The 20,877-nt window shown below is 40.3% G+C and carries 23 protein-coding genes and 1 riboswitch; of the genes, 12 read left to right on the top strand and 11 right to left on the bottom strand.

Annotated elements, in window-relative coordinates; all coding sequences use genetic code 11:
* Positions 1-44: 44 nt before the first annotated feature.
* Positions 45-1,538: an o-succinylbenzoate--CoA ligase gene (locus BN2425_RS14470; RefSeq protein WP_042460792.1), complete on the top strand. Its 1,494-nt coding sequence runs from the start codon at positions 45-47 to the stop codon at positions 1,536-1,538.
* Between the two features lies 1 nt (position 1,539).
* Positions 1,540-2,646 carry an o-succinylbenzoate synthase gene (gene menC, locus BN2425_RS14465; protein ID WP_042460789.1) on the top strand — a complete coding sequence of 369 codons (1,107 nt, stop codon included), beginning with the start codon at positions 1,540-1,542 and terminating at the stop codon, positions 2,644-2,646.
* Positions 2,647-2,681: 35 nt separating this feature from the next.
* Here menC and BN2425_RS14460 read toward each other — a convergent pair whose 3' ends face one another.
* The 4 genes from BN2425_RS14460 to BN2425_RS14445 all read right to left on the bottom strand — a co-directional run bounded on the left by BN2425_RS14460 (position 2,682) and on the right by BN2425_RS14445 (position 6,415).
* Positions 2,682-2,843 (bottom strand): DUF1540 domain-containing protein, encoded by a 162-nt coding sequence (locus tag BN2425_RS14460; protein ID WP_074433070.1) that lies wholly within the window; start codon positions 2,841-2,843, stop codon positions 2,682-2,684.
* Between the two features lie 84 nt (positions 2,844-2,927).
* Entirely contained in the window at positions 2,928-3,977 is a 1,050-nt protein-coding gene (locus tag BN2425_RS14455) for a cytochrome d ubiquinol oxidase subunit II (protein WP_042460786.1), read from the bottom strand.
* 14 nt (positions 3,978-3,991) lie between these two features.
* Entirely contained in the window at positions 3,992-5,353 is a 1,362-nt protein-coding gene (locus tag BN2425_RS14450; protein ID WP_042460783.1) for a cytochrome ubiquinol oxidase subunit I, read from the bottom strand.
* A 120-nt stretch (positions 5,354-5,473) separates the two neighbouring features.
* Positions 5,474-6,415, bottom strand: a complete 942-nt coding sequence (locus BN2425_RS14445) for a metal ABC transporter solute-binding protein, Zn/Mn family (protein ID WP_042460781.1) — start codon at positions 6,413-6,415, stop codon at positions 5,474-5,476.
* 192 nt (positions 6,416-6,607) lie between these two features.
* Between BN2425_RS14445 and BN2425_RS14440 the strand changes: the two genes are divergently transcribed.
* Entirely contained in the window at positions 6,608-7,180 is a 573-nt protein-coding gene (locus tag BN2425_RS14440) for a beta-class carbonic anhydrase (protein ID WP_042460825.1), read from the top strand.
* Here BN2425_RS14440 and yidD read toward each other — a convergent pair.
* Positions 7,177-7,416 (bottom strand): membrane protein insertion efficiency factor YidD, encoded by a 240-nt coding sequence (gene yidD / locus BN2425_RS14435; protein ID WP_042460777.1) that lies wholly within the window; start codon positions 7,414-7,416, stop codon positions 7,177-7,179. The genes BN2425_RS14440 and yidD overlap by 4 nt on opposite strands.
* 141 nt (positions 7,417-7,557) lie before the next feature.
* On the opposite strand from yidD, the gene BN2425_RS14430 reads away from it, so the two are divergent.
* The gene (locus BN2425_RS14430; protein ID WP_042460774.1) at positions 7,558-8,031 is read left to right on the top strand and encodes an S-ribosylhomocysteine lyase; all 474 of its coding nucleotides are present in this window, start codon (positions 7,558-7,560) and stop codon (positions 8,029-8,031) included.
* Between the two features lie 33 nt (positions 8,032-8,064).
* Here the strand turns inward: BN2425_RS14430 and ytzI are convergent, their stop codons facing one another.
* Positions 8,065-8,232: a YtzI protein gene (gene ytzI, locus BN2425_RS14425; RefSeq protein WP_074433069.1), complete on the bottom strand. Its 168-nt coding sequence runs from the start codon at positions 8,230-8,232 to the stop codon at positions 8,065-8,067.
* A 125-nt stretch (positions 8,233-8,357) separates the two neighbouring features.
* On the bottom strand, positions 8,358-8,615 hold the full coding sequence (locus tag BN2425_RS14420) for a DUF6154 family protein (RefSeq protein WP_042460771.1): 258 nt from the start codon (positions 8,613-8,615) through the stop codon (positions 8,358-8,360).
* A gap of 268 nt (positions 8,616-8,883) precedes the next feature.
* On the opposite strand from BN2425_RS14420, the gene BN2425_RS14415 reads away from it, so the two are divergent.
* Both BN2425_RS14415 and ytkD read left to right on the top strand, forming a co-directional pair.
* The gene (locus BN2425_RS14415; protein WP_042460769.1) at positions 8,884-9,201 is read left to right on the top strand and encodes a hydrolase; all 318 of its coding nucleotides are present in this window, start codon (positions 8,884-8,886) and stop codon (positions 9,199-9,201) included.
* Between the two features lie 89 nt (positions 9,202-9,290).
* A complete protein-coding gene (ytkD, locus tag BN2425_RS14410; protein ID WP_052352879.1) occupies positions 9,291-9,764 on the top strand; it encodes an RNA deprotection pyrophosphohydrolase in 474 nt (157 codons plus the stop codon).
* Positions 9,765-9,789: 25 nt separating this feature from the next.
* Here ytkD and BN2425_RS14405 read toward each other — a convergent pair whose 3' ends face one another.
* Genes BN2425_RS14405 through BN2425_RS14395 form a run of 3 tightly spaced genes read right to left on the bottom strand, consistent with a single transcriptional unit; the run spans position 9,790 to position 12,393 of the window.
* Entirely contained in the window at positions 9,790-10,596 is an 807-nt protein-coding gene (locus BN2425_RS14405) for an ABC transporter permease (RefSeq protein ID WP_042460767.1), read from the bottom strand.
* On the bottom strand, positions 10,583-11,353 hold the full coding sequence (locus BN2425_RS14400) for an ABC transporter ATP-binding protein (RefSeq protein ID WP_042460765.1): 771 nt from the start codon (positions 11,351-11,353) through the stop codon (positions 10,583-10,585). Before BN2425_RS14400 ends, BN2425_RS14405 begins: the two co-directional genes overlap by 14 nt.
* A 23-nt stretch (positions 11,354-11,376) precedes the next feature.
* Positions 11,377-12,393, bottom strand: coding sequence for an ABC transporter substrate-binding protein (locus BN2425_RS14395; RefSeq protein WP_042460764.1), 1,017 nt, complete (start codon positions 12,391-12,393; stop codon positions 11,377-11,379).
* Between the two features lie 176 nt (positions 12,394-12,569).
* Here BN2425_RS14395 and BN2425_RS14390 point away from each other — a divergent pair, with 176 nt between their 5' ends.
* The 4 genes from BN2425_RS14390 to BN2425_RS14375 all read left to right on the top strand — a co-directional run bounded on the left by BN2425_RS14390 (position 12,570) and on the right by BN2425_RS14375 (position 15,215).
* Positions 12,570-13,358, top strand: coding sequence for an alpha/beta hydrolase family protein (locus BN2425_RS14390; protein ID WP_042460761.1), 789 nt, complete (start codon positions 12,570-12,572; stop codon positions 13,356-13,358).
* 40 nt (positions 13,359-13,398) lie between these two features.
* The gene (locus tag BN2425_RS14385; RefSeq protein ID WP_042460758.1) at positions 13,399-13,641 is read left to right on the top strand and encodes a DUF2584 domain-containing protein; all 243 of its coding nucleotides are present in this window, start codon (positions 13,399-13,401) and stop codon (positions 13,639-13,641) included.
* Positions 13,642-13,753: 112 nt separating this feature from the next.
* Positions 13,754-14,278 (top strand): RNA polymerase sigma factor, encoded by a 525-nt coding sequence (locus tag BN2425_RS14380; RefSeq protein WP_042460755.1) that lies wholly within the window; start codon positions 13,754-13,756, stop codon positions 14,276-14,278.
* Positions 14,259-15,215, top strand: coding sequence for a hypothetical protein (locus BN2425_RS14375; protein WP_042460753.1), 957 nt, complete (start codon positions 14,259-14,261; stop codon positions 15,213-15,215). Before BN2425_RS14380 ends, BN2425_RS14375 begins: the two co-directional genes overlap by 20 nt.
* Before the next feature lie 17 nt (positions 15,216-15,232).
* Here the strand turns inward: BN2425_RS14375 and pckA are convergent, their stop codons facing one another.
* A complete protein-coding gene (pckA, locus tag BN2425_RS14370) occupies positions 15,233-16,822 on the bottom strand; it encodes a phosphoenolpyruvate carboxykinase (ATP) (protein ID WP_042460750.1) in 1,590 nt (529 codons plus the stop codon).
* Between the two features lie 297 nt (positions 16,823-17,119).
* A riboswitch (SAM riboswitch) is annotated at positions 17,120-17,262 on the top strand.
* Between the two features lie 215 nt (positions 17,263-17,477).
* Between pckA and metK the strand changes: the two genes are divergently transcribed.
* Together metK and asnB are read left to right on the top strand one after the other, a co-directional pair.
* On the top strand, positions 17,478-18,680 hold the full coding sequence (metK, locus tag BN2425_RS14365; protein WP_042460747.1) for a methionine adenosyltransferase: 1,203 nt from the start codon (positions 17,478-17,480) through the stop codon (positions 18,678-18,680).
* Positions 18,681-18,923: 243 nt separating this feature from the next.
* The gene (gene asnB / locus BN2425_RS14360; protein ID WP_042460743.1) at positions 18,924-20,825 is read left to right on the top strand and encodes an asparagine synthase (glutamine-hydrolyzing); all 1,902 of its coding nucleotides are present in this window, start codon (positions 18,924-18,926) and stop codon (positions 20,823-20,825) included.
* Positions 20,826-20,877: the final 52 nt, after the last annotated feature.

Below are 20,877 nucleotides of genomic sequence, written 5' to 3'. Positions count from 1 at the left end.
TGATGGAATCCATCAGGCTGTTTTCTATATGATGAGGTGAAATTATGCAGCAAGAAACAATGCCTAATTTCTTAGTCAAGCGGGCTTATCTTACTCCAGAAAGGACCGCTTACTACTTTAACGGGCAATCTATCAATTTTCGGGAGCTTTATGAGAGCTCATATAACACAGCAGGTCGATTGCAAATGTTAGGAATCAGAAAAGACCAATTTGTTGGGGTATTATTAAAGAATCATCTAGATACTGTAATTACATTCTTTGCCTTGCAGCTTCTTGGAGTGAAGGCAGTGATTCTAAATAATCGGTTAACTGTTTCGGAACTAATCTGGCAACTGCAGGACTCAAAATCCTCATTTTTAATCGTTGATGAGTCTTTTGAGGAGGTTCAGTTTTCCATAAAAAATCAGTTAACCGATATTCCTGTCATCACCAATTTACAGTTAAAAGACATTGAACCTGAAGTTCCATCCATTCAAGATAAAATCAGTTTGATAGATATTTGCACCATTATGTACACTTCCGGCACAACTGGAAATCCAAAAGGTGTGATCCAGACGTATGGAAACCATTGGTGGAGCTCAGTTGGTTCTGCTTTAAATTTAGGAATATCGGAAAAAGATTGCTGGTTATGTACTATGCCATTATTTCATATCAGTGGATACTCCATTTTAATGCGCGGTGTGATTTATGGGGTTCCTATTGTGCTCCATGAAAAATTTGATGCCGAAAAAGCAATCGAAGATATTGTGGAAAAGAACGTAACATACATGTCGGTTGTGAGTACATCGCTCAGCAGAATTGTAAATGCACTCGAAGACGACCGTCTACCAGAACAGTTCCGCTGTATGCTCCTGGGAGGCGGGCCTGCGCCATTACCTCTTTTGCAAGCTTGTGTTCAAAAAAATATACCCGTCTTTCAAACATATGGCATGACGGAAACAGCTTCACAAATTGTCACTCTTTCTCCCGAGTATAGTTTAAGCAAACTGGGTTCTGCTGGGAAACCATTATTCCCTTCTGAAATCAAGGTTGTTCGCGAAGATGGGCAAACCGCACAAGCAGAAGAAGCAGGAGAAATTGTGGTAAAAGGGCCCAATGTAACGACTGGCTATTTACACCGTCCAGAAGCAACCAAAGAAAAAATTAGGGATGGCTGGCTTTATACCGGGGATATCGGAATGATGGACGAGGATGGTTTTTTGTATGTTTTAGACCGGCGTTCCGACTTAATTATTTCGGGAGGAGAAAATGTTTATCCCGCTGAAGTAGAAGCCGTCCTGTTATCTCATGCTGAAATTCAAGATGCCGGAGTAACAGGTCAAGAAGATGAACAGTGGGGACAGGTCCCTATTGCCTTTATCGTCAAGAGTAATCAATCTAACCTAACTGCCATACAGCTGCAGCAATTCTGTGAATATAAGCTGGCCAAGTACAAAATTCCTAAGCGCTTTTATTTTGTTGACAAATTGCCGCGAAATGCTGCCAAAAAACTGCTGCGCAGAACCCTGAAAGAATGGCTGTCTGAGGGAAGGGTATAAGATGAACATTAAGTCAATTGAGTTGTTTGTTATTAAAATGCCGCTGAAACAGCCGTTCATCACCCATTTAGGGGAAGTGTCAGAGCGGGAAGGGATTATTATTAAGGCACTGGACAAGGATGGCATTGCCGGGTATGGCGAAGGAGTGGCTTTTTCATCACCTTGGTATACTGAAGAAACCGTCGCTACCAGTTTGCATATGCTTTCTGACTTCCTTATTCCATTATTGCAAAAGCGACCAATCAGCCATCCGGAACAGGCATCTAAATTGTTTCATTCCGTAAGACGGAACAATATGGCCAAAGCGGCAATTGAAACAGCATTATGGGATTTATATGCAAAACAGCATGCCGAGCCTTTAGCGCGAACAATTGGCGGTACGGCTAAAATGATTCCTTCAGGGGTAGTTGTCGCTGCTCAATCGATGACAAAAGCTCAGGAGCAAATTGAGCAATATTTAGCAGATGGATACAAGCGGATTAAAGTTAAAATTAACCCTGACATGGATTATCCCTTTTTATCGGAAATTCGGCGTCGTTATCCCAACTTACCGATTATGGCGGATGCCAATTCCGCTTATACATTAAAAGATGTCGACCGTCTCAAGGCACTGGACGAACTGGATTTGCTGATGATTGAGCAGCCATTGGCACACGATGATTTAATTGAACACGCGATACTTCAGAAGCAAATCAAAACGCCAGTCTGTTTGGATGAGAGCATTGTCAGTTTTGAAGATGCCCGGAAAGCCATTGAATATGGCAGCTGTAAAATAATTAATATAAAGATAGGCCGTGTTGGTGGTATTAATGAAGCAAAGCGGATTCACGATTATTGCTTGGAAAGAGGAATACCGGTATGGTGCGGCGGCATGATTGAATTTGGAATTTCACGAGCACATAATATTGCGCTTGCATCTATGCCAGGTTTTACTATTCCGGGGGATATTTCTGCATCCAACCGTTTCTGGAACGAAGATATTATCTCTCCAGAGGTGACAGTTGAGAATGGCCTGATTGCTGTACCCCAATCACCAGGGATTGGCTATGAATTAAACGATAAGCGTCTTGAACAGACATTAGTTCATAAAAAGTTTTATACGTTTTAAAAGGGAACCAGTGCTGGTCCCCTTTTTACTATGGGTTATGATAATTCTACAGGATCAAACGTTTTACAATCTGTTTCTCTACTGTTATCTGCTGATTCTCCAGTATGGGAGACGACATAGATTCGATCCGCGCTGCATTGATTTCCTTCAGCCCAAAAAGTACAGTTATTTACCTCACAAAGAACATCTTTTGCCACTTTGTATCACTCCTTGAAATGGGATACATCAATAGCTTGTGATTCTAGGGCAAAACCATGCCTGTCAGTAAAAGGGATTCATACTTACTTTTTAGAACCAGACAATTTTCCTTGCCGCAAATATCGTTTATCATTCATAAACAAACTCCAAAAATAAACAAAACCTGGAAACAAGATGGCGAAAGCGACTATATAGGTAATGAAAATTGCCCGAAAGGAATTCGGGTCTGTAAATGCGTCATGAATGGTGACCTCTGGATAAACAATATAAGGCAAATGTGCTTTGCCATACACATAACTTGCCGCCAGATACTGAGCGGTAATGGCAATAACGGATAGACGTGGCCTCCCTTTTATACTTATCCCTGGTGAGGGCAGGAACAGACCGATGCCGCCTAGTACAAATAACGCCAATGACAAAAAAAGGAGCGGTAAATCGTCAATCATTTTTTTATAAATCCAAGCATCTTCAGTCTTTAGGGTAAACATGATAAAAAAAGCCATGACTAAAGAAATAGGACCAATCCAAAGTGCATCCCTGCGGTAGACTCGATAAGCCTCGTATTCTGCAGAGGCCTTTGAGTAATCAGCCAACAAAAGGGAGGAAAGAAACAAGGTACTCGTAATGGCAAATCCAAAGAAAGCATACTCATTTGGGCTTGTAAATAATCCTGCTAAATCTAGAGTCTGTTTGGTTTCCGTTATTTGTACAAAGTTTCCATGAGTAATAGGTAAAACACTAATCAGCAGCCCCGGAATGATAATTCCAGATATCCCGGAAATAATAGTAAGTGGTTTTCTATACTCCTGGACGATGTTAGAAAAAACTAAAAAGGCACTGCGAATCGCCAATAGCAGTAGAATGAGGGACCCAGGAATTAACAGGATTGTGCCAAGTGTATAAGCTCCTTTCGGGAAAAGGCTATAAACAGCTACCACCAATGCTACGATAAACGTGTTCGTAACCTCCCATGTAGGAGATAAATAGCGATTGGCAATATTAGTAGCACCTGTTTTTTTTCGATTTATGTAGAACATCGACCAAAATCCTGCACCAAAATCCATCGTTGCCATAACGGCATAAATAAACACGAACCCCCAAAGAATCGTTACCGCCAAATAAGCATCCAACACAATGTTTCACCTCTTTATGAATTGGAGCTAAATAGAGGGACCCCTTTTTGCTCCGCGCGATTTAGGTCATCCATCACGGTATTTTTCTTGAAGTAATAACGTAATACAAACAGGACAGCCACGGCTAAAATCACATAAACTATTGCAAACAAGATAAATAAAATACCAAGATTAGCAGCAGTCGTAACGGAATCCTCAGTTGACAGGGTTCGATAAATCGTCCACGGCTGCCGTCCGGTGCAGGCAAAAATCCAACCAAATTCAATTCCTAAAACGGCAAGTGGGCCGGATACTACATATAGCCACATAAGCCACATGGGAAATTTGTCTTTATTTAAAAATTTTCTGATAAACAAACCTAAAAATGAAATGAGAATAAGCAAAGAACCGACACCAACCATGGCATTAAATAAGGTATGGATAAACAAGGGCGGCCATTCTTCTTCAGGAAATTCATGGAGCCCCTTAACAACTGTGTCAAATCGGTTCCCTGATAAAAAGCTAAGTGCCCACGGAACTTCAATACCCCACTTAACCGATTCAGTGTCTCTGTCTGTATAACCGCCAATTGTAAGCGGCGCATATGATTGAGTCTCAAAAAGGCCTTCTGCTGCTGCGAGTTTTTCCGGTTGGTATTTATGAAGATATTGAGCAGATTCATGGCCATTTAAAGCGGTAAGTAATGAGAAAATCCCGCCGATAACCAGACTTAGCATCAATGCTTTTTGATGAAACCGATATATTCTCGACCCTGTTTCTGCCTTTAACATTTTATAAGCAGAAACTGTCGTCACAATAAATGCCCCTGTCATATACGCGGATAAAGCAACATGGCCAGCGGTAACAAAGAAACTTGGGTTGAAAAAAGCAGCCCACGGGTCAACATCGGTAATTTTTCCATTTACAATACGAAACCCAGTTGGCGTTCCTTCAAAGGCATGGACATTCGTAATTAAGACGGCAGAACTAAGCGCACCTATGGCTACAAAAGTTAGGCTGGCAACCCTCATCCATGGAGCTATCCTTTCTGCTGCATAAACGTATATCGACATAAATAAAGCCTCAATGAAGAACGCATAAATTTCAATTTGAAAAGGCAGGGCCATAACTTTGCCAATGACTTCCATGAATCCCGGCCAAAGTAATGATAATTGGGTTCCAGCAATGGTTCCAGTAGGAATACCCACACCCAATAGAACACCGAATGCTTTTGTCCATCTTTTTGCCATAACGACATATTCTATATCTTTTGTTTTTTGGTAGCGCAGTTCAGCCATTAACATCATAAACGGCAAGCCAACTCCAATAGTGGCAAAAATAATATGAAACCCCATCGTAGTGCCAAACAAACTGCGGGCAATTAGTAAATCACTCATCCGGTTTGTCTTCCTTTCTTCGTCTATGTTCCTCTTAGTGTTAGCATTTTTATGTGCAGTATGTAAATATTTCCTCAAAACGGCAAATAAAAAACCTCCCGCAATATGGGAGGTTCAATTTTAATGATTCAAAGCTTGATCTAAGGTTTCGAGATTATGTTTCATTAAGCTAAAGTACGTTTCTTTTTGATCGATTTCCTTTTGTGTTAAAATGCCAAGGTTATGAATTGGCAGGGAGCGGGCGCCAATTTCTTTTTGGATAATTTCCCCTAATCGGGATTGAACATTTTGTTCAAATAAAATATAGTGAATACCCTCTTGGTCAGCTGTTGCAATAATGGCTTTCAGTTCTTTTTGTGTCGGTTCATTGGCGGTTGACAAACCTGAGATACTGATTTGCTCAAGCCCATAACGCTGCTCCCAATAGCCAAAGGCAGCATGGGTCACAATAATTTTTTTATGCTTTGCCTGGGAGATGGTGGTTTGAAATTGATTATCCAATTCATCTAGTTCTCCAGCGAGCTTTTGGTACTGTTCATTAAAATATTCCTTATGACCAGGCATTTTTTTGTTGAGTGAGTCCCGAATAACAGCGGCCATTTCCTTGGAGTAAACCGGATCCAGCCAGACATGCGGATTGACATCATGATTATTTTCGCCCTCATCATGGTCATTAACGGTTTTTGATGAATTCTTTGGCAGCTTAAGTTGATTGGCTACAGGTGTCATGATGACATTTTGATTTTTTAGTGTATCTTTTGCTGATTCCACAAACCCTTCGAGTCCCAAACCAACATAGAAAAATAGATCAGCATCTGCGAGCTTCATCATATCCTTTTGTGAAGGTTCAAAGGTATGTTCATCGGCCCCAGGAGGATAAATGGTTTTAACGTTTACATATTTTCCACCGATTCTTTCGGTAAAATATTGTAGGGGATAGACAGTTGTATAAACAATTAACTTGTCTTTCTCCTTTGTTGTAGTTCCCTCATCATTTGCGCAGGCTGATAAAACAAAACTTATTGGTAAGAAAAAGGCCAGTAAGTAGATTAGTTTTTTCATAAAAAACTCCCTTATTTCATTCGTAAATCGTATTTATTACGATTTAATTTCGAAAATTTTTTATATTTTGAGCTAATACGGAATCATTACGATTTCTTTAAGTATCTTACAGGATATTCATTCTAAATGCAAGTAAAAATTGTCTCCAGTGCAGGTTTTATGTATCCTTATATAAAGGAGGGAGTTGCCAAAATGAAACAATCTAGCTTATTAAAGGATATGCTGGAATTCAATGAAAAATTTGTGAAAGAAAAGGAATATGAAAAATATGAAACCACCAAGTATCCAAATAAAAAAATGGTAATTTTGACTTGTATGGATACCCGATTGCTTGAATTACTGCCAAAAGCCCTTAACTTAGGAAATGGCGATGCAAAGATTATCAAGAATGCCGGGGCACTAGTTTCTCACCCGTTTGGCAGTATTATGCGGAGTATCCTGATTGCGATTTATCAATTGCAGGCGAAAGAAGTAATGGTTATTGCCCATCATGACTGCGGGATGAACGGATTACATGCAGGACCAGTGATTTCAACGATGCAGGAACGGGGAATATCAGAAGAAACTTTTCAAACACTAGAATATTCTGGAATTGACATTAAGCAGTGGCTTCATGGCTTTGATAATGTACAGGAAAGTGTTAAACACAGTGTAAATACGATAAAACAGCACCCGCTTATGCCAAAAGAAGTTCCTGTGCACGGTTTGGTTATTGACCCGCATACAGGTAGACTTGATTTAATCGTGGATGGATACGAAGACTAATGTTTTTTTGAGTGATTCCAATTTTCGGGGACGGGGTCAATCCCTCCTGGATGAAACGGATGACATTTTAAAATCCGTTTTATGGTCAGATACCCGCCTTTTATTGCTCCAAACCGCTGGATGGCTTCTAAACCATATTGGGAGCAGGTTGGATAAAAGCGGCAAGATGGCGGTTTTATGGGGGATATCACAATTTGGTAAAATCGTATAAGTCCGATAAAGACTTTTTTCAGCATGTTGAGTCACTCCTTGTTATATTCTCTACTAAGATAACATAACAGGACGCTTTCGTCTAAGGTGGAAGCATAATTGAAAAGGTGAAAAAACACTGATTTTATAGTATGATAGAGAATAGATTTGTAAAAGGAGTGATAGAAATGCCTTCAGTTGAAAGCTTTGAACTAGACCATAATGCCGTTAAAGCTCCGTATGTAAGACATTGCGGCGTTCATAAGGTCGGTAGTGACGGCGTTGTTAATAAATATGATATCCGTTTTTGCCAGCCGAATAAACAGGCAATGAAACCGGATGTAATTCATACCCTAGAGCACTTGCTGGCGTTTAATATTCGCAAGCATGTTGAAAACTACAATCATTTTGACATCATTGATATTTCTCCAATGGGCTGCCAAACTGGTTATTACTTGGTTGTCAGTGGTGAGCCTACAGTTAGAGAAATTATTGACTTATTAGAGAATACAATGAAGGAAGCTCTTGAGGTGATGGAAATTCCAGCCGCAAATGAACGGCAATGCGGCCAAGCCAAGCTCCACGATTTAGAGGGAGCAAAGCGATTAATGCGTTACTGGCTGGAACACAGTAAGGAAGAATTAGAACAGGTTTTCGCTTAAAGAGCATAAAAACCGCCTTTTTGGGCGGTTTCTTTATGTGTTATGATTCTGTTGATCTTCTTTTGCATCTTGACCGACGTATGGGTTATGGTCAATTGGGTCTACTGTATGTTTAAAAGAATAGGCTTTTGAAGTCGTTAAGACTGCGAGCAAAAGAACAGCCAAAACGATGATTACAGCAACGACTATAAGAATATACACGCCAATTCCCCCTTTTACCCATATTGTAACAGAATTCACGAGGCTGTAAATAAAAAGAAAAGGTGACCACCCATAATCATTAAAGGTGGACACCTTTTGAATCTTTGACTTCTATGCTATGTACATCAATGAATGTTGCGGGGATAGTAAGTAGAAATTCTCTGCTGGCCATACTGCTCCTGCGCAAACTTTCCTTTTAAGCTTTCAATTAAATAAATTCCCATTAGATTGTATAATTCCTGCTTATCCATATCATGGATTAACGCCAGCAAATCTTCGTGTGACATCTCTTCTAGAAAGGCAAACGCCAGCATATCAATATCTTCTTCATCCCCGGTTAATTTATTTCGATACATTTCGTAAAGTTCATCCACTAATTTCATGACTTCACCTCCTACTTAGTTTTTTCTATCTTACTTAATCTCTCCTCATTTAGGAAATTCATAAGCAGTCAAGATAATTGACTAAAAAGTCTGTTTTCCAAAGTGTATGATAATTATATCTTAGTCAATTCTAAAAAATGTATCGAAAATTGACAAAGAATAATTTTTATTTTTTTGCGGATTACTAAGAAAAGCGGAAGTGCCCAAGTAAGCGGTGCGAGTACCGTTAAAATAAATTCTAATTTTAAGTGTAAAGGGTAGATGTTTGATGGATCAGAAGAAGACCTATTTTATCGATGTTGGGACTGGCGAAATCTCCCAGAGTTCCACTGCTTCTACATGGAGTTTTAAAATACAGGCAACAGATGATGAGATTACCGAACTTCGTGAACTGTTTAATCAAAATTACTCGACAGAGTGGCAAAATTTCTTCCGAGCACACGTTCCCTATGTGCAATATCATTATGACCGCGAAAATGATGAATATGACGGAAGGATCCAGCAAATCTACGGAATGGTATATAAACTCGGTGATGAAGAGGCCAAAAAGCACATTGAAACGATGAATATTCTGCCAAAGCAATAGTAATGGGTTATGGGTCAGGAAAATCCGTTGTATAGGATTTTCCTTTTTTTCGTATATAATGGTGTTATCTTGATAGTGAGGGCGGTTTTATGAAATTTTTTGATTATTATGGTCATCCAGTGGAATTACTGTTCGAATCGAGCGTGTTTAAAGAGAAAGTGAACCATGTTTTAGTTATTTGTCAGTATGATGAAAATTGGCTTTTGACCAACCATAAAATTCGGGGGCTGGAATTCCCTGGTGGAAAGAGAGAGGAAGGGGAAACACTTGAAGAAGCGGCCAAACGGGAGGCCTATGAAGAAACGGGAGCTATTTTTGACCAGTTAATTTTCTTGGCGGAATATAAAGTTACTGATGATCACGGTAGTTTTGTGAAGGCAGTTTATTGGGGGAAAGTCAAAAGGACAGAAAAGACACCCAGTTACTTTGAAACAAATGGACCTGTGCTGGTTAAGGGGGATTTGTTAAAGCTTCGCTTTGGTGATGAGTATAGCTTTATTATGAAAGACAGCGTGATTGAGGCATGTTTGAAAAAGATTGACGAACTACAGAAAAAAGAATAAGCAGATAGCCGCATCCAGCCGTCTGCTATTCTTTAATGAGTTTTTTCTCCAATAAATCAACCAACTGATACATAATGGTTGCAAAGACAGCGATAACCAACAACGATAGAAATACGAGTGTGAAATTAAAAACTTGGAATCCGTAAATAATCATATATCCTAATCCTTTGGATGAAACGAGAAATTCTCCGACAATAACACCGACCCATGAGAGGCCAACATTGACTTTTAGAGCAGAAATGATTGTCGGAAAGCTCGCCGGTAATATGGCCTCCTTAAAGCATTGAAATCGTGTTGCTCCAAAGGTTTGCAGAACTTTTAAGTAATTCGGATCCACCTCTTTAAACGAGGTATACACCACAATGGTTGTGATAATAACGGAAATAATCGCACCCATTGTAATAATAGAAGGATACCCTGGTGTCAGGGCAACAATTAGAACTGGCCCCAATGCAACCTTAGGCATAGCGTTTAAGATGACCAAATACGGGTCGAAAATTTTAGAAAGCATTGGAGACCACCAAAGGATCGCCGCCAAAATCGTTCCTGCAAGGGTCCCTAATAAAAATCCTAAAATGGTTTCTGTCAGGGTGACGCCAAGATCGGTCATTAATGATCCATCTTGAATCTTGGATAATAACAGATTCCAAATTTTTGATGGGGAACTGAAGATTAGGGGATCAATCCATTGATTCCGGCTAAGTATTTCCCAACCGGAAAAAAATACGATAAAAATAATCGCTTGATAAAAACGAACCCATCGTTTCTCAATTTTTAACGAGTTAAGATAGTTTTTATGGAGAAGCTCAACCTGTTTCTTATCTTGGTTCAAGGGATTCCAGCTCCTTCCAAATTGTTTGGAAAATAGTTTGATATGCTTCGTGATTTCTGGCTTCGAAAGGGGACAGTTTCCGCAGTTCTTCCGGCATTTCAAAAATTTTATATATTCTACCTGGCTTAGATGACAACAAAAATACCCGGTCGCTCATGGCAATGGCTTCGCCAATATCGTGTGTTACCAAAATCGCTGTTTTGCTGTATTCATCTAAAGTTTGCGAGACCAAATCCTCCAATTTCAATTTCGTCTGGTAGTCCAGGGCGGAAAAAGGTTCATCGAGCATCAGCAGTTTTGGTTCCGTTGATAACGTTCTTACAAGTGCTGCCCGTTGGCGCATCCCGCCTGAAAGTTGCTTTGGAAGCTGTTTTTCCACACCGGCTAAACCAATTTGCTGCAGCAACTGTAAGGCGGCTGCCTTTGTTTTGTCATTTAACTGGTTTGACAGTTTTAAACCGAGCAGAATATTCTCTTCAATTGTTTTCCACGGAAATAAGTAATCCTGCTGCAGCATGTAGCCTACATCATTTTTTGAGGGGGAAACTGGTTTTCCTTGAAGAAGGATCTCCCCTTGGGTTGGTTTAAGTAAACTTGAAATAATGGAAAGCAAGGTCGTTTTTCCACAGCCACTTGGTCCAAGGAGAGAGACAAATTCTCCCTCCTCAACTGTAAAAGAAATGTTGGAGAGAGCCGTGGTGGCAGTAGCTTTCGTGAAATAGGTATGATGGATGTCTTGAACCTGCAAAAAGCTCATAGGAACGGACTCCCTTTCCTTTTTTATTTTTTCATGGCAGACTCTGCAAAATCAGTATCTACCAGAGTTTTATACTCTATTTTTTGTGGAAGCTCGCCTGCTTCGTCCATGATATTTTGCAGGTTGTTCCACTCTTCTTCGTCAAGAATCGGGTCGGTGGCAAATGAGCCTTGGCTCTTGTAACGGTCGACTACGGTCGTCATGATCTGTAAATCCGTGTCAGGAAAGTAGGGTTCTACAGCTTTGGCCACTTCCTCAGCACTATGGCTATCGACCCATTGTTGTGCCTTGTAAACGGCTCTGGTGAACTTTTCAACAGTGTCCTTATTTTTTTTCATATAGCTCTTTTTGGTCATAAACGTCGTATAAGGGACATGGCCTGATTCTTTCCCGAATGAAGCGACAATATGACCTTTCCCTTCCTTTTCGAAGATGCTGGCAGTTGGTTCAAATAACTGGACGAAATCTCCGGTTCCAGAGGCAAAGGCATTGGCAACATTCGCGAAATCAATATTTTGAATGAGGGTTAGGTCATTATGAGGATCGATATTATGCTTCTTTAACACGAATTCCCCAACCATCTGAGGCATGCCGCCTTTCCGCTGTCCAAGGAAAGTGGTGCCTTTTAATTGGTCCCAAGATAAGTTATCGATTTTTTCACGGGCAACTAGAAAGGTACCATCTGTTTGGGTTAATTGGGCAAAATTTATAACCGGATCGCTTGCTCCCTGGGCGTAGACGTAGATGGACGTCTCAGATCCGACTAAAGCTACGTCCGCTCCACCGGAAATTAAGGCGGTCATTGTTTTATCCCCGCCGGGTGTTGTGGTCAGGGTGACATCTAGCCCTTCCTCTTTAAAAAATCCCTTTGCTAAGGCTACATATTGCGGGGCGTAAAAGATGGATCTTGTTACCTCAGCAATGCGAACCTTTTCCAGTTTCTTTGGCTCTGAGGTAGAACTATTATTGCAAGCAGTTAAAGCGAACAGGAATAATGCGATAAGCAAGCAGGAGAAACTGAATTTAAACCTCTTGTTCATAAAATTAACCTCCTTTATCTGGGCTGATTGCCTATGATAATGTATGAAGAAGGGCAAAATGTGTGATGCCCAGTTCCAGATTTTTTAAATAATAAGGCTATGTTTAACCAAGTTGTTGATTTTCGATAAAATCAACATTTCTTTTACGTCAGCCAATGATAAAAGGAAGAATGAGAATGAATGAATTGAATGGGACAATTGTACATTGTCAGCGGTTTCCATCGCCTAATCCAAACATAGAATTAAGCCTGGTAACCTACCTGTCTAATGGGTTAAGAGTGAAGGGAATGTTGGCTGCACCTAAACATTTAGAAACCAACGACGGGTTTCTTTATTTGCGCGGCGGCATTAAAAATGTAGGTAAAGTCCGTCCCGCGAGAATCGCCCAGTTTGCTCAAGAAGGTTTTATCGTTTTTGCACCATATTATCGGGGAAACCAAGGCGGCGAAGGAAACGAGGACTTTGCAGGAGAGGATCGGCAAGATGCATTTTCCGCATACCAGTTGTTAAATTCGCTTCCCAAGGTTAAGAATGTCCATGTCTTTGGATTTTCTCGTGGAGGCGTGATGGCGCTGTTAACAGGATTGGAGTTTCCTGAGGCGGCCTCTGTAGTCACATGGGGTGGAGTATCCGATATGGAATTGACCTATCATGAAAGAAAAGATTTACGTCGGATGATGAAACGGGTGATTGGAGGCACTCCTGAAAAATTCCCGGAGCAATATAAAAGCCGCACCCCTCTATATCAGCTTGAGAAAATGGAACAACCCGTATTAATTATTCATGGCGTAAACGACGATAATGTCTCCGTTGAACATGCCTATCGGTTAGAAAATGGGCTGAAGGCGCTAAATAAATCCGTGGAGTGCTGGTATTTTTCGGAGTTTACACATTACTTTCCGCCAAATATAAATAGAAAAGTAGTCACAGAATTATCGAAGTGGATGAAAAAACATAGCAAATAATGGTAATATAAAAATATAAATAGCAGAGGAGCGGATGATAATGGGGATGCCTCTTGAATTAAATACCCTCATTGTAACAAAAGGCCGGGAGCTTCGGATTGAGGAGAACACCTTTCAATTAGTAAAGCAGGGTTATCGATTATACCCAATCGAAATTCCTGTCGATGTCAGAAAAACCCTGGACAGCAGTTCAAGTGGGGAAGCCCTCATAAAAAAAGTGGTTTGGGAAAATAACACAACCACACTAACATATCAACTTATCTCCTTGAACTCGACCAACTGAGCAGGTAAATATACCTGCTTTTTCTTTTGAAAAAAGTGTAAGATTATGCTAATTATGCCGTCTTATTTACAGAAAAACAAAACAGTAACTGTTTAGATAGGGGGAGGGACGTTTGGAACGGACCCAAATCATAGAAAATTGGTTTATCCAGTATGAAAAGGATGTGACCAATTATCTCGTTTACTATACAGGATCAAAGGATGTAGAAGATTTAGTGCAGGAGACCTTTTTACGAGCATTCCGGGCATTTGGCCAATATAAAAAGGAAGCTTCCCCAAAAACATGGTTAATTTCCATTGCACGAAATACGGCTATTGATTTTTACAGGAGGAAGTCGGTTTGGCAGAAACTAAAGAATCGCCTTGACAATGAACGGCCCAATGTTAGCGGCTTTCAGACGGAGGAGGAACTGCTAAGAAAGGTGGAGTATGCAAGGTTGTATGAAGCGATTAATGAACTAAAAGCCAATTATCGGGATGTGATTTTATTAAGAGGCATCGCGGAGCTTTCATCAGAAGAAGCAGGACAGGTTCTGGGCTGGACGGAAAACAAAGTCAATGTAACCTTTTTTAGGGCCGTAAAAAAATTAAATGAAAGGTTAAAGGAGGGAGAATACTTTGAACAATTTATCGGATAAAGAACTGTTGGAGATCATGACGGACTTCCCAAAGCATGAACTGAATACAAAGCAGAGAACAGAAATATTGAAAAAAATAAGTGGGACAGTTGGACAAAAGCCAAGGAACAAATGGAATATCCAGTGGCTTGGCGCCATTGCAGCGTTGCTTGTGTTGGCCATTGTAGCACCTATGCTTTATTTTTCAAATTCAAGCAAGGAATTCAACTCGGCATCTAGCACTAAAAGTAAAATGACAGAAGTACAACAGGCCGACTATTTTGCTCTAAATGATAAGGGTGAAATCTTTTATGCAGACAGCAATTTTGGTATTCCTAATAAAGTCAGTCTACTGGCACCGAAGGATTGGATTGCCAAGGATGATAGGTCCGTGGCCAAAATGATGATATTTTTGTGGGGAGACTATGATAAAAGTTTTGCCAACAAAAAACTGACTGTAAATGCGGTTCATGAAAAAACCGGGGTAAAAGAGGAATTAGCGAACACATCGATAGCGGGCCCGATGAATGGAGCAGATGCTCACGCCTTGACCAGCTTAAAGCCATTCTCTTTTTCTGGCAAATGGAATCTGCAATTCATGGTTGATGGAAAAGATTTTGCCGCTTTTCCTATTTATGTGAAAGAACCATATATCCAGACAGATAAATGGACCTTAATGCTTTCACAAGAAGATTTGTATCCCGGTTTTTATGAGGATGTTCCGATTGAGGTGACAGGGGAAGGCCTTCCAGAACAACTAGAATTAGAGGTATTTGCCTTGGAAACCGCTGAGTCCACCACATTTACCTTTGGCAATAAAACCGATTATACCACAATAGATGGAAAGAAAATCTCAAGATACCAGGGCAATTTTCAAATAAAGAAAAGCGGAAAATATCGTTTTACAGCTGTTCAGAGCTCTCAGGCTGTTGACGTGAGAAAACCCGTATCCAATTAATTGGATACGGGTTTTCTTTATGCTAAAGGTCCACCTTTTTCAATAATTTCAACATCAACATCAGTGAATTTCTGGAAATTGTTTTTGAACTTGGCTGCTAATTCTTTTGCTTTGGTTTCATATTCAACTGGATTACGCCAAGTTTTATTGGGCTGCAGCACATCATCTGGTACTCCTGCAATATGGAGGGGAATATTTAACCCAAAGATATCATCCTTTACGGTCTCCACATGATTTAATTCACCCTCTAGTGCCGCTTGAACCATGGCCCTTGTATAGGCTAGTTTCATTCTGCTGCCAATTCCATAAGCACCCCCAGTCCAACCCGTGTTAACCAGGAATACATTTACATTATGCTCCAGTATTTTCTCACCTAGCATTTTGGCATACCGGGTAGCAGGAAGCGGCAAGAACGGGGCACCAAAGCAGGTAGAGAAAGTAGCTTCCGGTGATGTGATACCACGTTCTGTGCCTGCCAGTTTCGAAGTATACCCGCTAAGAAAATGATACATTGCTTGTTCTCGTGTTAATTTGGAAATAGGCGGCAGTACTCCAAAGGCATCTGCCGTCAAGAAAACAATTGTATTAGGATGGCCAGCAATGCTTGGTTGGACAATGTTATCAATGGCTTCAATTGGGTAGGCAGCCCGAGTATTTTCTGTTAATGTTCCATCATCATAGTCTGGAACCCTGGTCTCCTGATTCATAACAACATTTTCAAGTACCGTCCCAAAGCGAATGGCATTAAAAATTTGTGGTTCCTTTCCTTCTGATAAATTAATACATTTAGCATAGCAGCCCCCTTCAATGTTGAAAACACCACTAGAGGACCAGCCATGTTCGTCGTCACCAATTAGTCGGCGATGGGGGTCGGCAGACAGGGTTGTTTTTCCTGTGCCGGATAATCCGAAGAACAACGCCACATCCCCTTCTTTCCCGACGTTTGCCGAACAATGCATCGAAAAAATATGATTCTCAGGAAGCAGGTAATTCATGACCGAGAAAATTGATTTTTTCATTTCCCCTGCATATTCCGTGCCGCCAATCAAAACCACTCTGCGTTCAAATGAAATCATAATAAATGCCTCTGATTTCGTGCCGTCTACTACAGGATTTGCTTTGAAGTGCGGTGCAGAAATCACTGTGAATGGATTCTCATGGGATAATAATTCGTCTTCGTCAGGACGGATAAATAACTGATGAACAAATAAATTTTGCCAGGCGAGTTCATTAATGACTTGAATAGGCAATTGGGATTTCTTATCGGCACCGGCATACCCCTTAAAAACAAACAGTTCTTCTTGCTGTTTCAGGTAGTTGATTACTTTATGATACAAACTGGAAAAAACATCTTCCGATATGGACTGATTTAAGGAAGGGCCCCAGGCAATTTTGTCTTTTGTAGATTGTTCATAAACGATAAATTTGTCTTGTGGTGATCGCCCCGTATACTTGCCTGTCGAGATGCAAACCGCTCCTGTTGAGGTTAGCTGCCCTTCATTGCGGCTTAAAATTTTTTCAACTAACTGCGGGACGGATAATTGAGTGTGAACATTTTCGCCTTTTAATAAATTCGTTAATTCATCGGAAATTTGAACGGAATTCATTGAATGCAACCATCCTTTTTCTTGTTTTTGGTAACGAACTTTAATTATTAAAAAGTATAACACATTTAATTGAATAATCTATACTAATTTCAAAAAACAAATTGTATTATATACTTTATTCTTCGGCTTTGGTTAAAGTTATGCTTTTGGTGAACTTTTTGGGAGAAATTTATCATTTATAACCGGATTATCCATCCTATTTACCTAGATGCCAGAGGTTTATAATGCGAACGTTACGAAAAAATTCATTGACTTAAATGAATACAGTAGGTTAACATATAAATTTGAACGGATACTCTCTTATCCCGAGCTGGTGGAGGGACAGGCCCAATGAAACCCAGCAACCTGCAATCTAAGGGACCCTTTGAAACTTATAATCAAAGGATTTCTAGGCAAAGGTGCTAAACCTGATGCAAGGCCATGTCCTTGAACGATAAGAGTGAAAGGCACGCAAAACATTTGCAATCAACCTTTCCTCATGGGGAAGGTTTTTTTTGCTAGGCACAAAATGCTGCTGTCTAACATAACACACTTACATAACTAATAAAAATCCCGTGTTTATTTCATACTACTAAGGGAATGAGTTCCGTATCAATAGAGGTGTATTCCTTCACTGGATCACCTCACTTATTTCATATTATAGGAGGAATTCAGATTGTCCACAAAACGCCGTTTGTTTACATCTGAATCAGTGACAGAAGGTCATCCTGACAAAATTTGTGACCAAATTTCTGACTCGATTTTAGATGCTATTTTAGCGAAAGATCCCAATGCCCGTGTCGCTGCAGAAACATCTGTTACGACTGGCTTGGTCCTAGTTGCAGGTGAGATTACCACTTCAACTTATGTTGATATTCCCAAAATCGTCAGGGAAACGATTAAGGGAATTGGATATAATCGTGCCAAATATGGTTTTGACTCTGAAACATGTGCGGTTTTAACCTCCATTGATGAACAATCCCCTGATATTGCGATGGGAGTTAACCAAGCTCTCGAAGCACGGGAAGGGCAGATGACGGACGAAGAAATTGAAGCTATTGGGGCTGGGGATCAGGGATTAATGTTTGGCTTCGCCTGCAATGAAACAAAAGAGCTTATGCCTTTGCCTATTTCTTTGGCTCATAAACTTGCTCGCCGCTTAACAGAAGTGCGCAAAGAAGACATACTTCCATATCTGCGCCCGGATGGAAAAACACAGGTTACTGTTGAATATGATGAAAACAACAAACCAGTTCGCATTGATACCATTGTTATTTCTACCCAGCATCATCCGGAAATTACCTTGGAGCAAATTCAGCGCAATGTGAAGGAATATGTTATTAACCCGGTTGTTCCAAAAGAACTGATTGATGACAAAACCAAATATTTCATTAACCCGACCGGACGTTTCGTCATCGGCGGACCACAAGGGGATGCAGGGTTAACAGGACGCAAAATCATTGTCGATACCTACGGTGGTTATGCTCGCCATGGCGGCGGAGCGTTTTCCGGAAAAGACCCAACGAAGGTAGACCGTTCAGCTGCCTATGCTGCCCGTTATGTGGCAAAAAATATTGTCGCAGCAGGACTGGCTGACAAATGTGAGGTGCAACTTGCGTACGCCATTGGCGTGGCAAGACCTGTTTCGATTTCAGTCGATACTTTTGGCACAGGTAAGGTAAGTGAAGAGATCTTAGTTGAATTAGTTGAACAGAACTTTGATTTAAGACCAGCAGGAATTATTAAAATGTTAGACCTTCGTCGTCCAATTTATAAGCAAACTGCGGCATACGGACATTTTGGCCGCCCTGATTTAGATCTTCCTTGGGAACGGACCGACAAAGCAGATGACTTGCGTCAGCAGGCTGAAACACGCTAATACAAGTGGGAGTTGCATAATGTAACTCCCACTTTTTAATTCCGTCTAATTCCTGTTAAGTTCATGAATAAGAAGGGACAACATGTTTACATGCTCACTTTCCAGTGAACAATGTTAGTAATAATCTAGGGCTAATTTCACTTTTGTAATTTTCCTTATGTTCACAGTTCCTTTTTTAAAAAAAAGTGGTAGTATAAGAGAGTATGTTTTCATGAAATTTAGATTAAGTAGGTGAGGTACATAATGTGTGGTTTTATTGGTTGTGTACACGACAAACCGCAAAACTATAATGATCAGCAAATTGAACAGTTTAAGAATATGAATAATATAATTACCCATCGCGGACCCGATGACGATGGCTATTATTTTGATGAACATATCCAATTTGGTTTCCGCCGTTTAAGTATTATTGATATTGAAAGCGGCCATCAGCCGTTGACCTATGAAAATGAACGTTATTGGATTATCTTCAATGGTGAAATTTATAATTACGTTGAGTTGCGAGAGGAATTATTAAAAGAAGGTCTTTCTTTTGCGACTAGTTCCGATACAGAAGTTATTATTGCTCTTTACAGTCATTTAAAGGAAAAAGCGGTTGATAAACTGCGCGGAATGTTTGCCTTTGTGATTTGGGATAAACAGGAACAGACCCTTTACGGCGCCCGTGACCATTTTGGAATCAAGCCATTTTTCTACATGGAAGACGGTGAAAAAACTTATTTTGCTTCAGAGAAAAAGAGTATTCTGCTGGCACTTGAAAATGATGTGTTAAATTACGATGCGCTTCAGCATTATTTAACCTATCAGTTTGTACCAGAGCCAAACACATTGTCACAGGGAATTTATAAATTGGAGCCTGGCCATTATTTTATTAAAAAAGTCGGATCTCCAATGGAAATCAAACGCTACTGGAAGGCACAATTTAGCCCGGTCCAAAAAACAGAAGCAGATTTTGTGAAAGAAATTCGGAATGTCCTGTTTGATTCTGTAGAAAAGCATATGCGAAGTGATGTGCCTGTGGGTTCCTTCCTTTCAGGTGGAATTGACTCATCTATAATCGCTTCTATCGCAAAAGAATTTCACCCAGCTATTAAAACGTTCTCTGTTGGCTTTGAACGCAATGGCTTTAGTGAAATTGATGTGGCTAAAGAAACAGCGGAAAAGCTTGGAGTTGAAAATATCAGCTATGTCATTACTCCAGAAGAATATATGAATGAAGTTCCCAAAATCATGTGGCATATGGATGACCCTCTAGCTGACCCTGCTTGTGTTCCATTGTATTTTGTAGCACGTGAGGCAAGAAAGCATGTGACAGTTGTCCTCTCCGGTGAAGGGGCGGATGAACTGTTTGGAGGCTATAATATTTACCGTGAGCCCCATGATTTGCAGGTATTTAATAAAATCCCTCGAGTAGGCAAAAGTCTCCTTAAAGGAATTGCTAATTTGATGCCGGCAGGGACCAAGGGTAAGAGCTTTATTGAGCGTGGTGTGACACCAATGGAAGAGCGGTACATTGGGAATGCCAAAATGTTCAGTGAAGAAGAGAAACGGGATTTGTTTAGTGTATATCGTGAAGGATTGAACTATACAGATGTTACAAAACCTCTTTATAACGAATCTCGTGGGTATGACCCAGTTGATCGAATGCAGTATATTGATATCCATACTTGGATGCGTGGAGACATCTTATTAAAAGCTGATCGGACAACGATGGCTCATTCCTTGGAGCTGCGTGTTCCATTCCTTGATAAGGAAGTTTTTGCAGTGGCTTCGAAAATTCCAAGCAGTTTAAAAACAGCCAATGGTACTACCAAGTATATTTTACGAAAAGCAGTAGAAGGAATTGTTCCCGACCATGTGTTGAATCGGAAGAAGCTTGGCTTCCCAGTACCAATCCGCCATTGGTTAAAAGCAGAAATGAATGACTGGGCGAAAAAGATTATCCGTGAAAGCAACACAGACCATTTAATCAATAAATCCTATCTTTTAAAATTGCTGGACGACCATTGCCTTGATAAAGCCGACAACAGCAGAAAAATCTGGACGGTTTTGATGTTCATGGTATGGCATCAGGTTTTTGTTGAAGGTGTTTACTCATTTCAAGACGAGTTAACTAAAGAAAAAGTACTTGCTTCCAAACACTAAAATAGGCAAAAAATGAAAGCACCTGTGGGTGCTTTCAGGCTGTCGAAAAACC

It is taken from the genome of Neobacillus dielmonensis (assembly GCF_000612665.1).
GTDB lineage: Bacteria > Bacillota > Bacilli > Bacillales > Cytobacillaceae > Neobacillus > Neobacillus dielmonensis.
The sequence above is the reverse complement of the archived record's forward strand: the minus strand, read 5'-3'. Positions and strand labels throughout refer to the sequence as shown.

Excerpts from the sequence above, each read along its gene's own strand:
- BN2425_RS14470 (WP_042460792.1), top strand. The coding sequence starts at position 45 with ATGCAGCAAGAAACAATGCCTAATTTCTTAGTCAAGCGGGCTTATCTT.
- menC (WP_042460789.1), top strand. The coding sequence starts at position 1,540 with ATGAACATTAAGTCAATTGAGTTGTTTGTTATTAAAATGCCGCTGAAA.
- BN2425_RS14450 (WP_042460783.1), bottom strand. The coding sequence starts at position 5,353 with ATGAGTGATTTACTAATTGCCCGCAGTTTGTTTGGCACTACGATGGGG.
- BN2425_RS14445 (WP_042460781.1), bottom strand. The coding sequence starts at position 6,415 with ATGAAAAAACTAATCTACTTACTGGCCTTTTTCTTACCAATAAGTTTT.
- BN2425_RS14440 (WP_042460825.1), top strand. The coding sequence starts at position 6,608 with ATGAAACAATCTAGCTTATTAAAGGATATGCTGGAATTCAATGAAAAA.
- yidD (WP_042460777.1), bottom strand. The coding sequence starts at position 7,416 with ATGCTGAAAAAAGTCTTTATCGGACTTATACGATTTTACCAAATTGTG.
- BN2425_RS14430 (WP_042460774.1), top strand. The coding sequence starts at position 7,558 with ATGCCTTCAGTTGAAAGCTTTGAACTAGACCATAATGCCGTTAAAGCT.
- BN2425_RS14420 (WP_042460771.1), bottom strand. The coding sequence starts at position 8,615 with ATGAAATTAGTGGATGAACTTTACGAAATGTATCGAAATAAATTAACC.
- BN2425_RS14415 (WP_042460769.1), top strand. The coding sequence starts at position 8,884 with ATGGATCAGAAGAAGACCTATTTTATCGATGTTGGGACTGGCGAAATC.
- ytkD (WP_052352879.1), top strand. The coding sequence starts at position 9,291 with ATGAAATTTTTTGATTATTATGGTCATCCAGTGGAATTACTGTTCGAA.
- BN2425_RS14400 (WP_042460765.1), bottom strand. The coding sequence starts at position 11,353 with ATGAGCTTTTTGCAGGTTCAAGACATCCATCATACCTATTTCACGAAA.
- BN2425_RS14395 (WP_042460764.1), bottom strand. The coding sequence starts at position 12,393 with ATGAACAAGAGGTTTAAATTCAGTTTCTCCTGCTTGCTTATCGCATTA.
- BN2425_RS14390 (WP_042460761.1), top strand. The coding sequence starts at position 12,570 with ATGAATGAATTGAATGGGACAATTGTACATTGTCAGCGGTTTCCATCG.
- BN2425_RS14385 (WP_042460758.1), top strand. The coding sequence starts at position 13,399 with ATGGGGATGCCTCTTGAATTAAATACCCTCATTGTAACAAAAGGCCGG.
- pckA (WP_042460750.1), bottom strand. The coding sequence starts at position 16,822 with ATGAATTCCGTTCAAATTTCCGATGAATTAACGAATTTATTAAAAGGC.
- asnB (WP_042460743.1), top strand. The coding sequence starts at position 18,924 with ATGTGTGGTTTTATTGGTTGTGTACACGACAAACCGCAAAACTATAAT.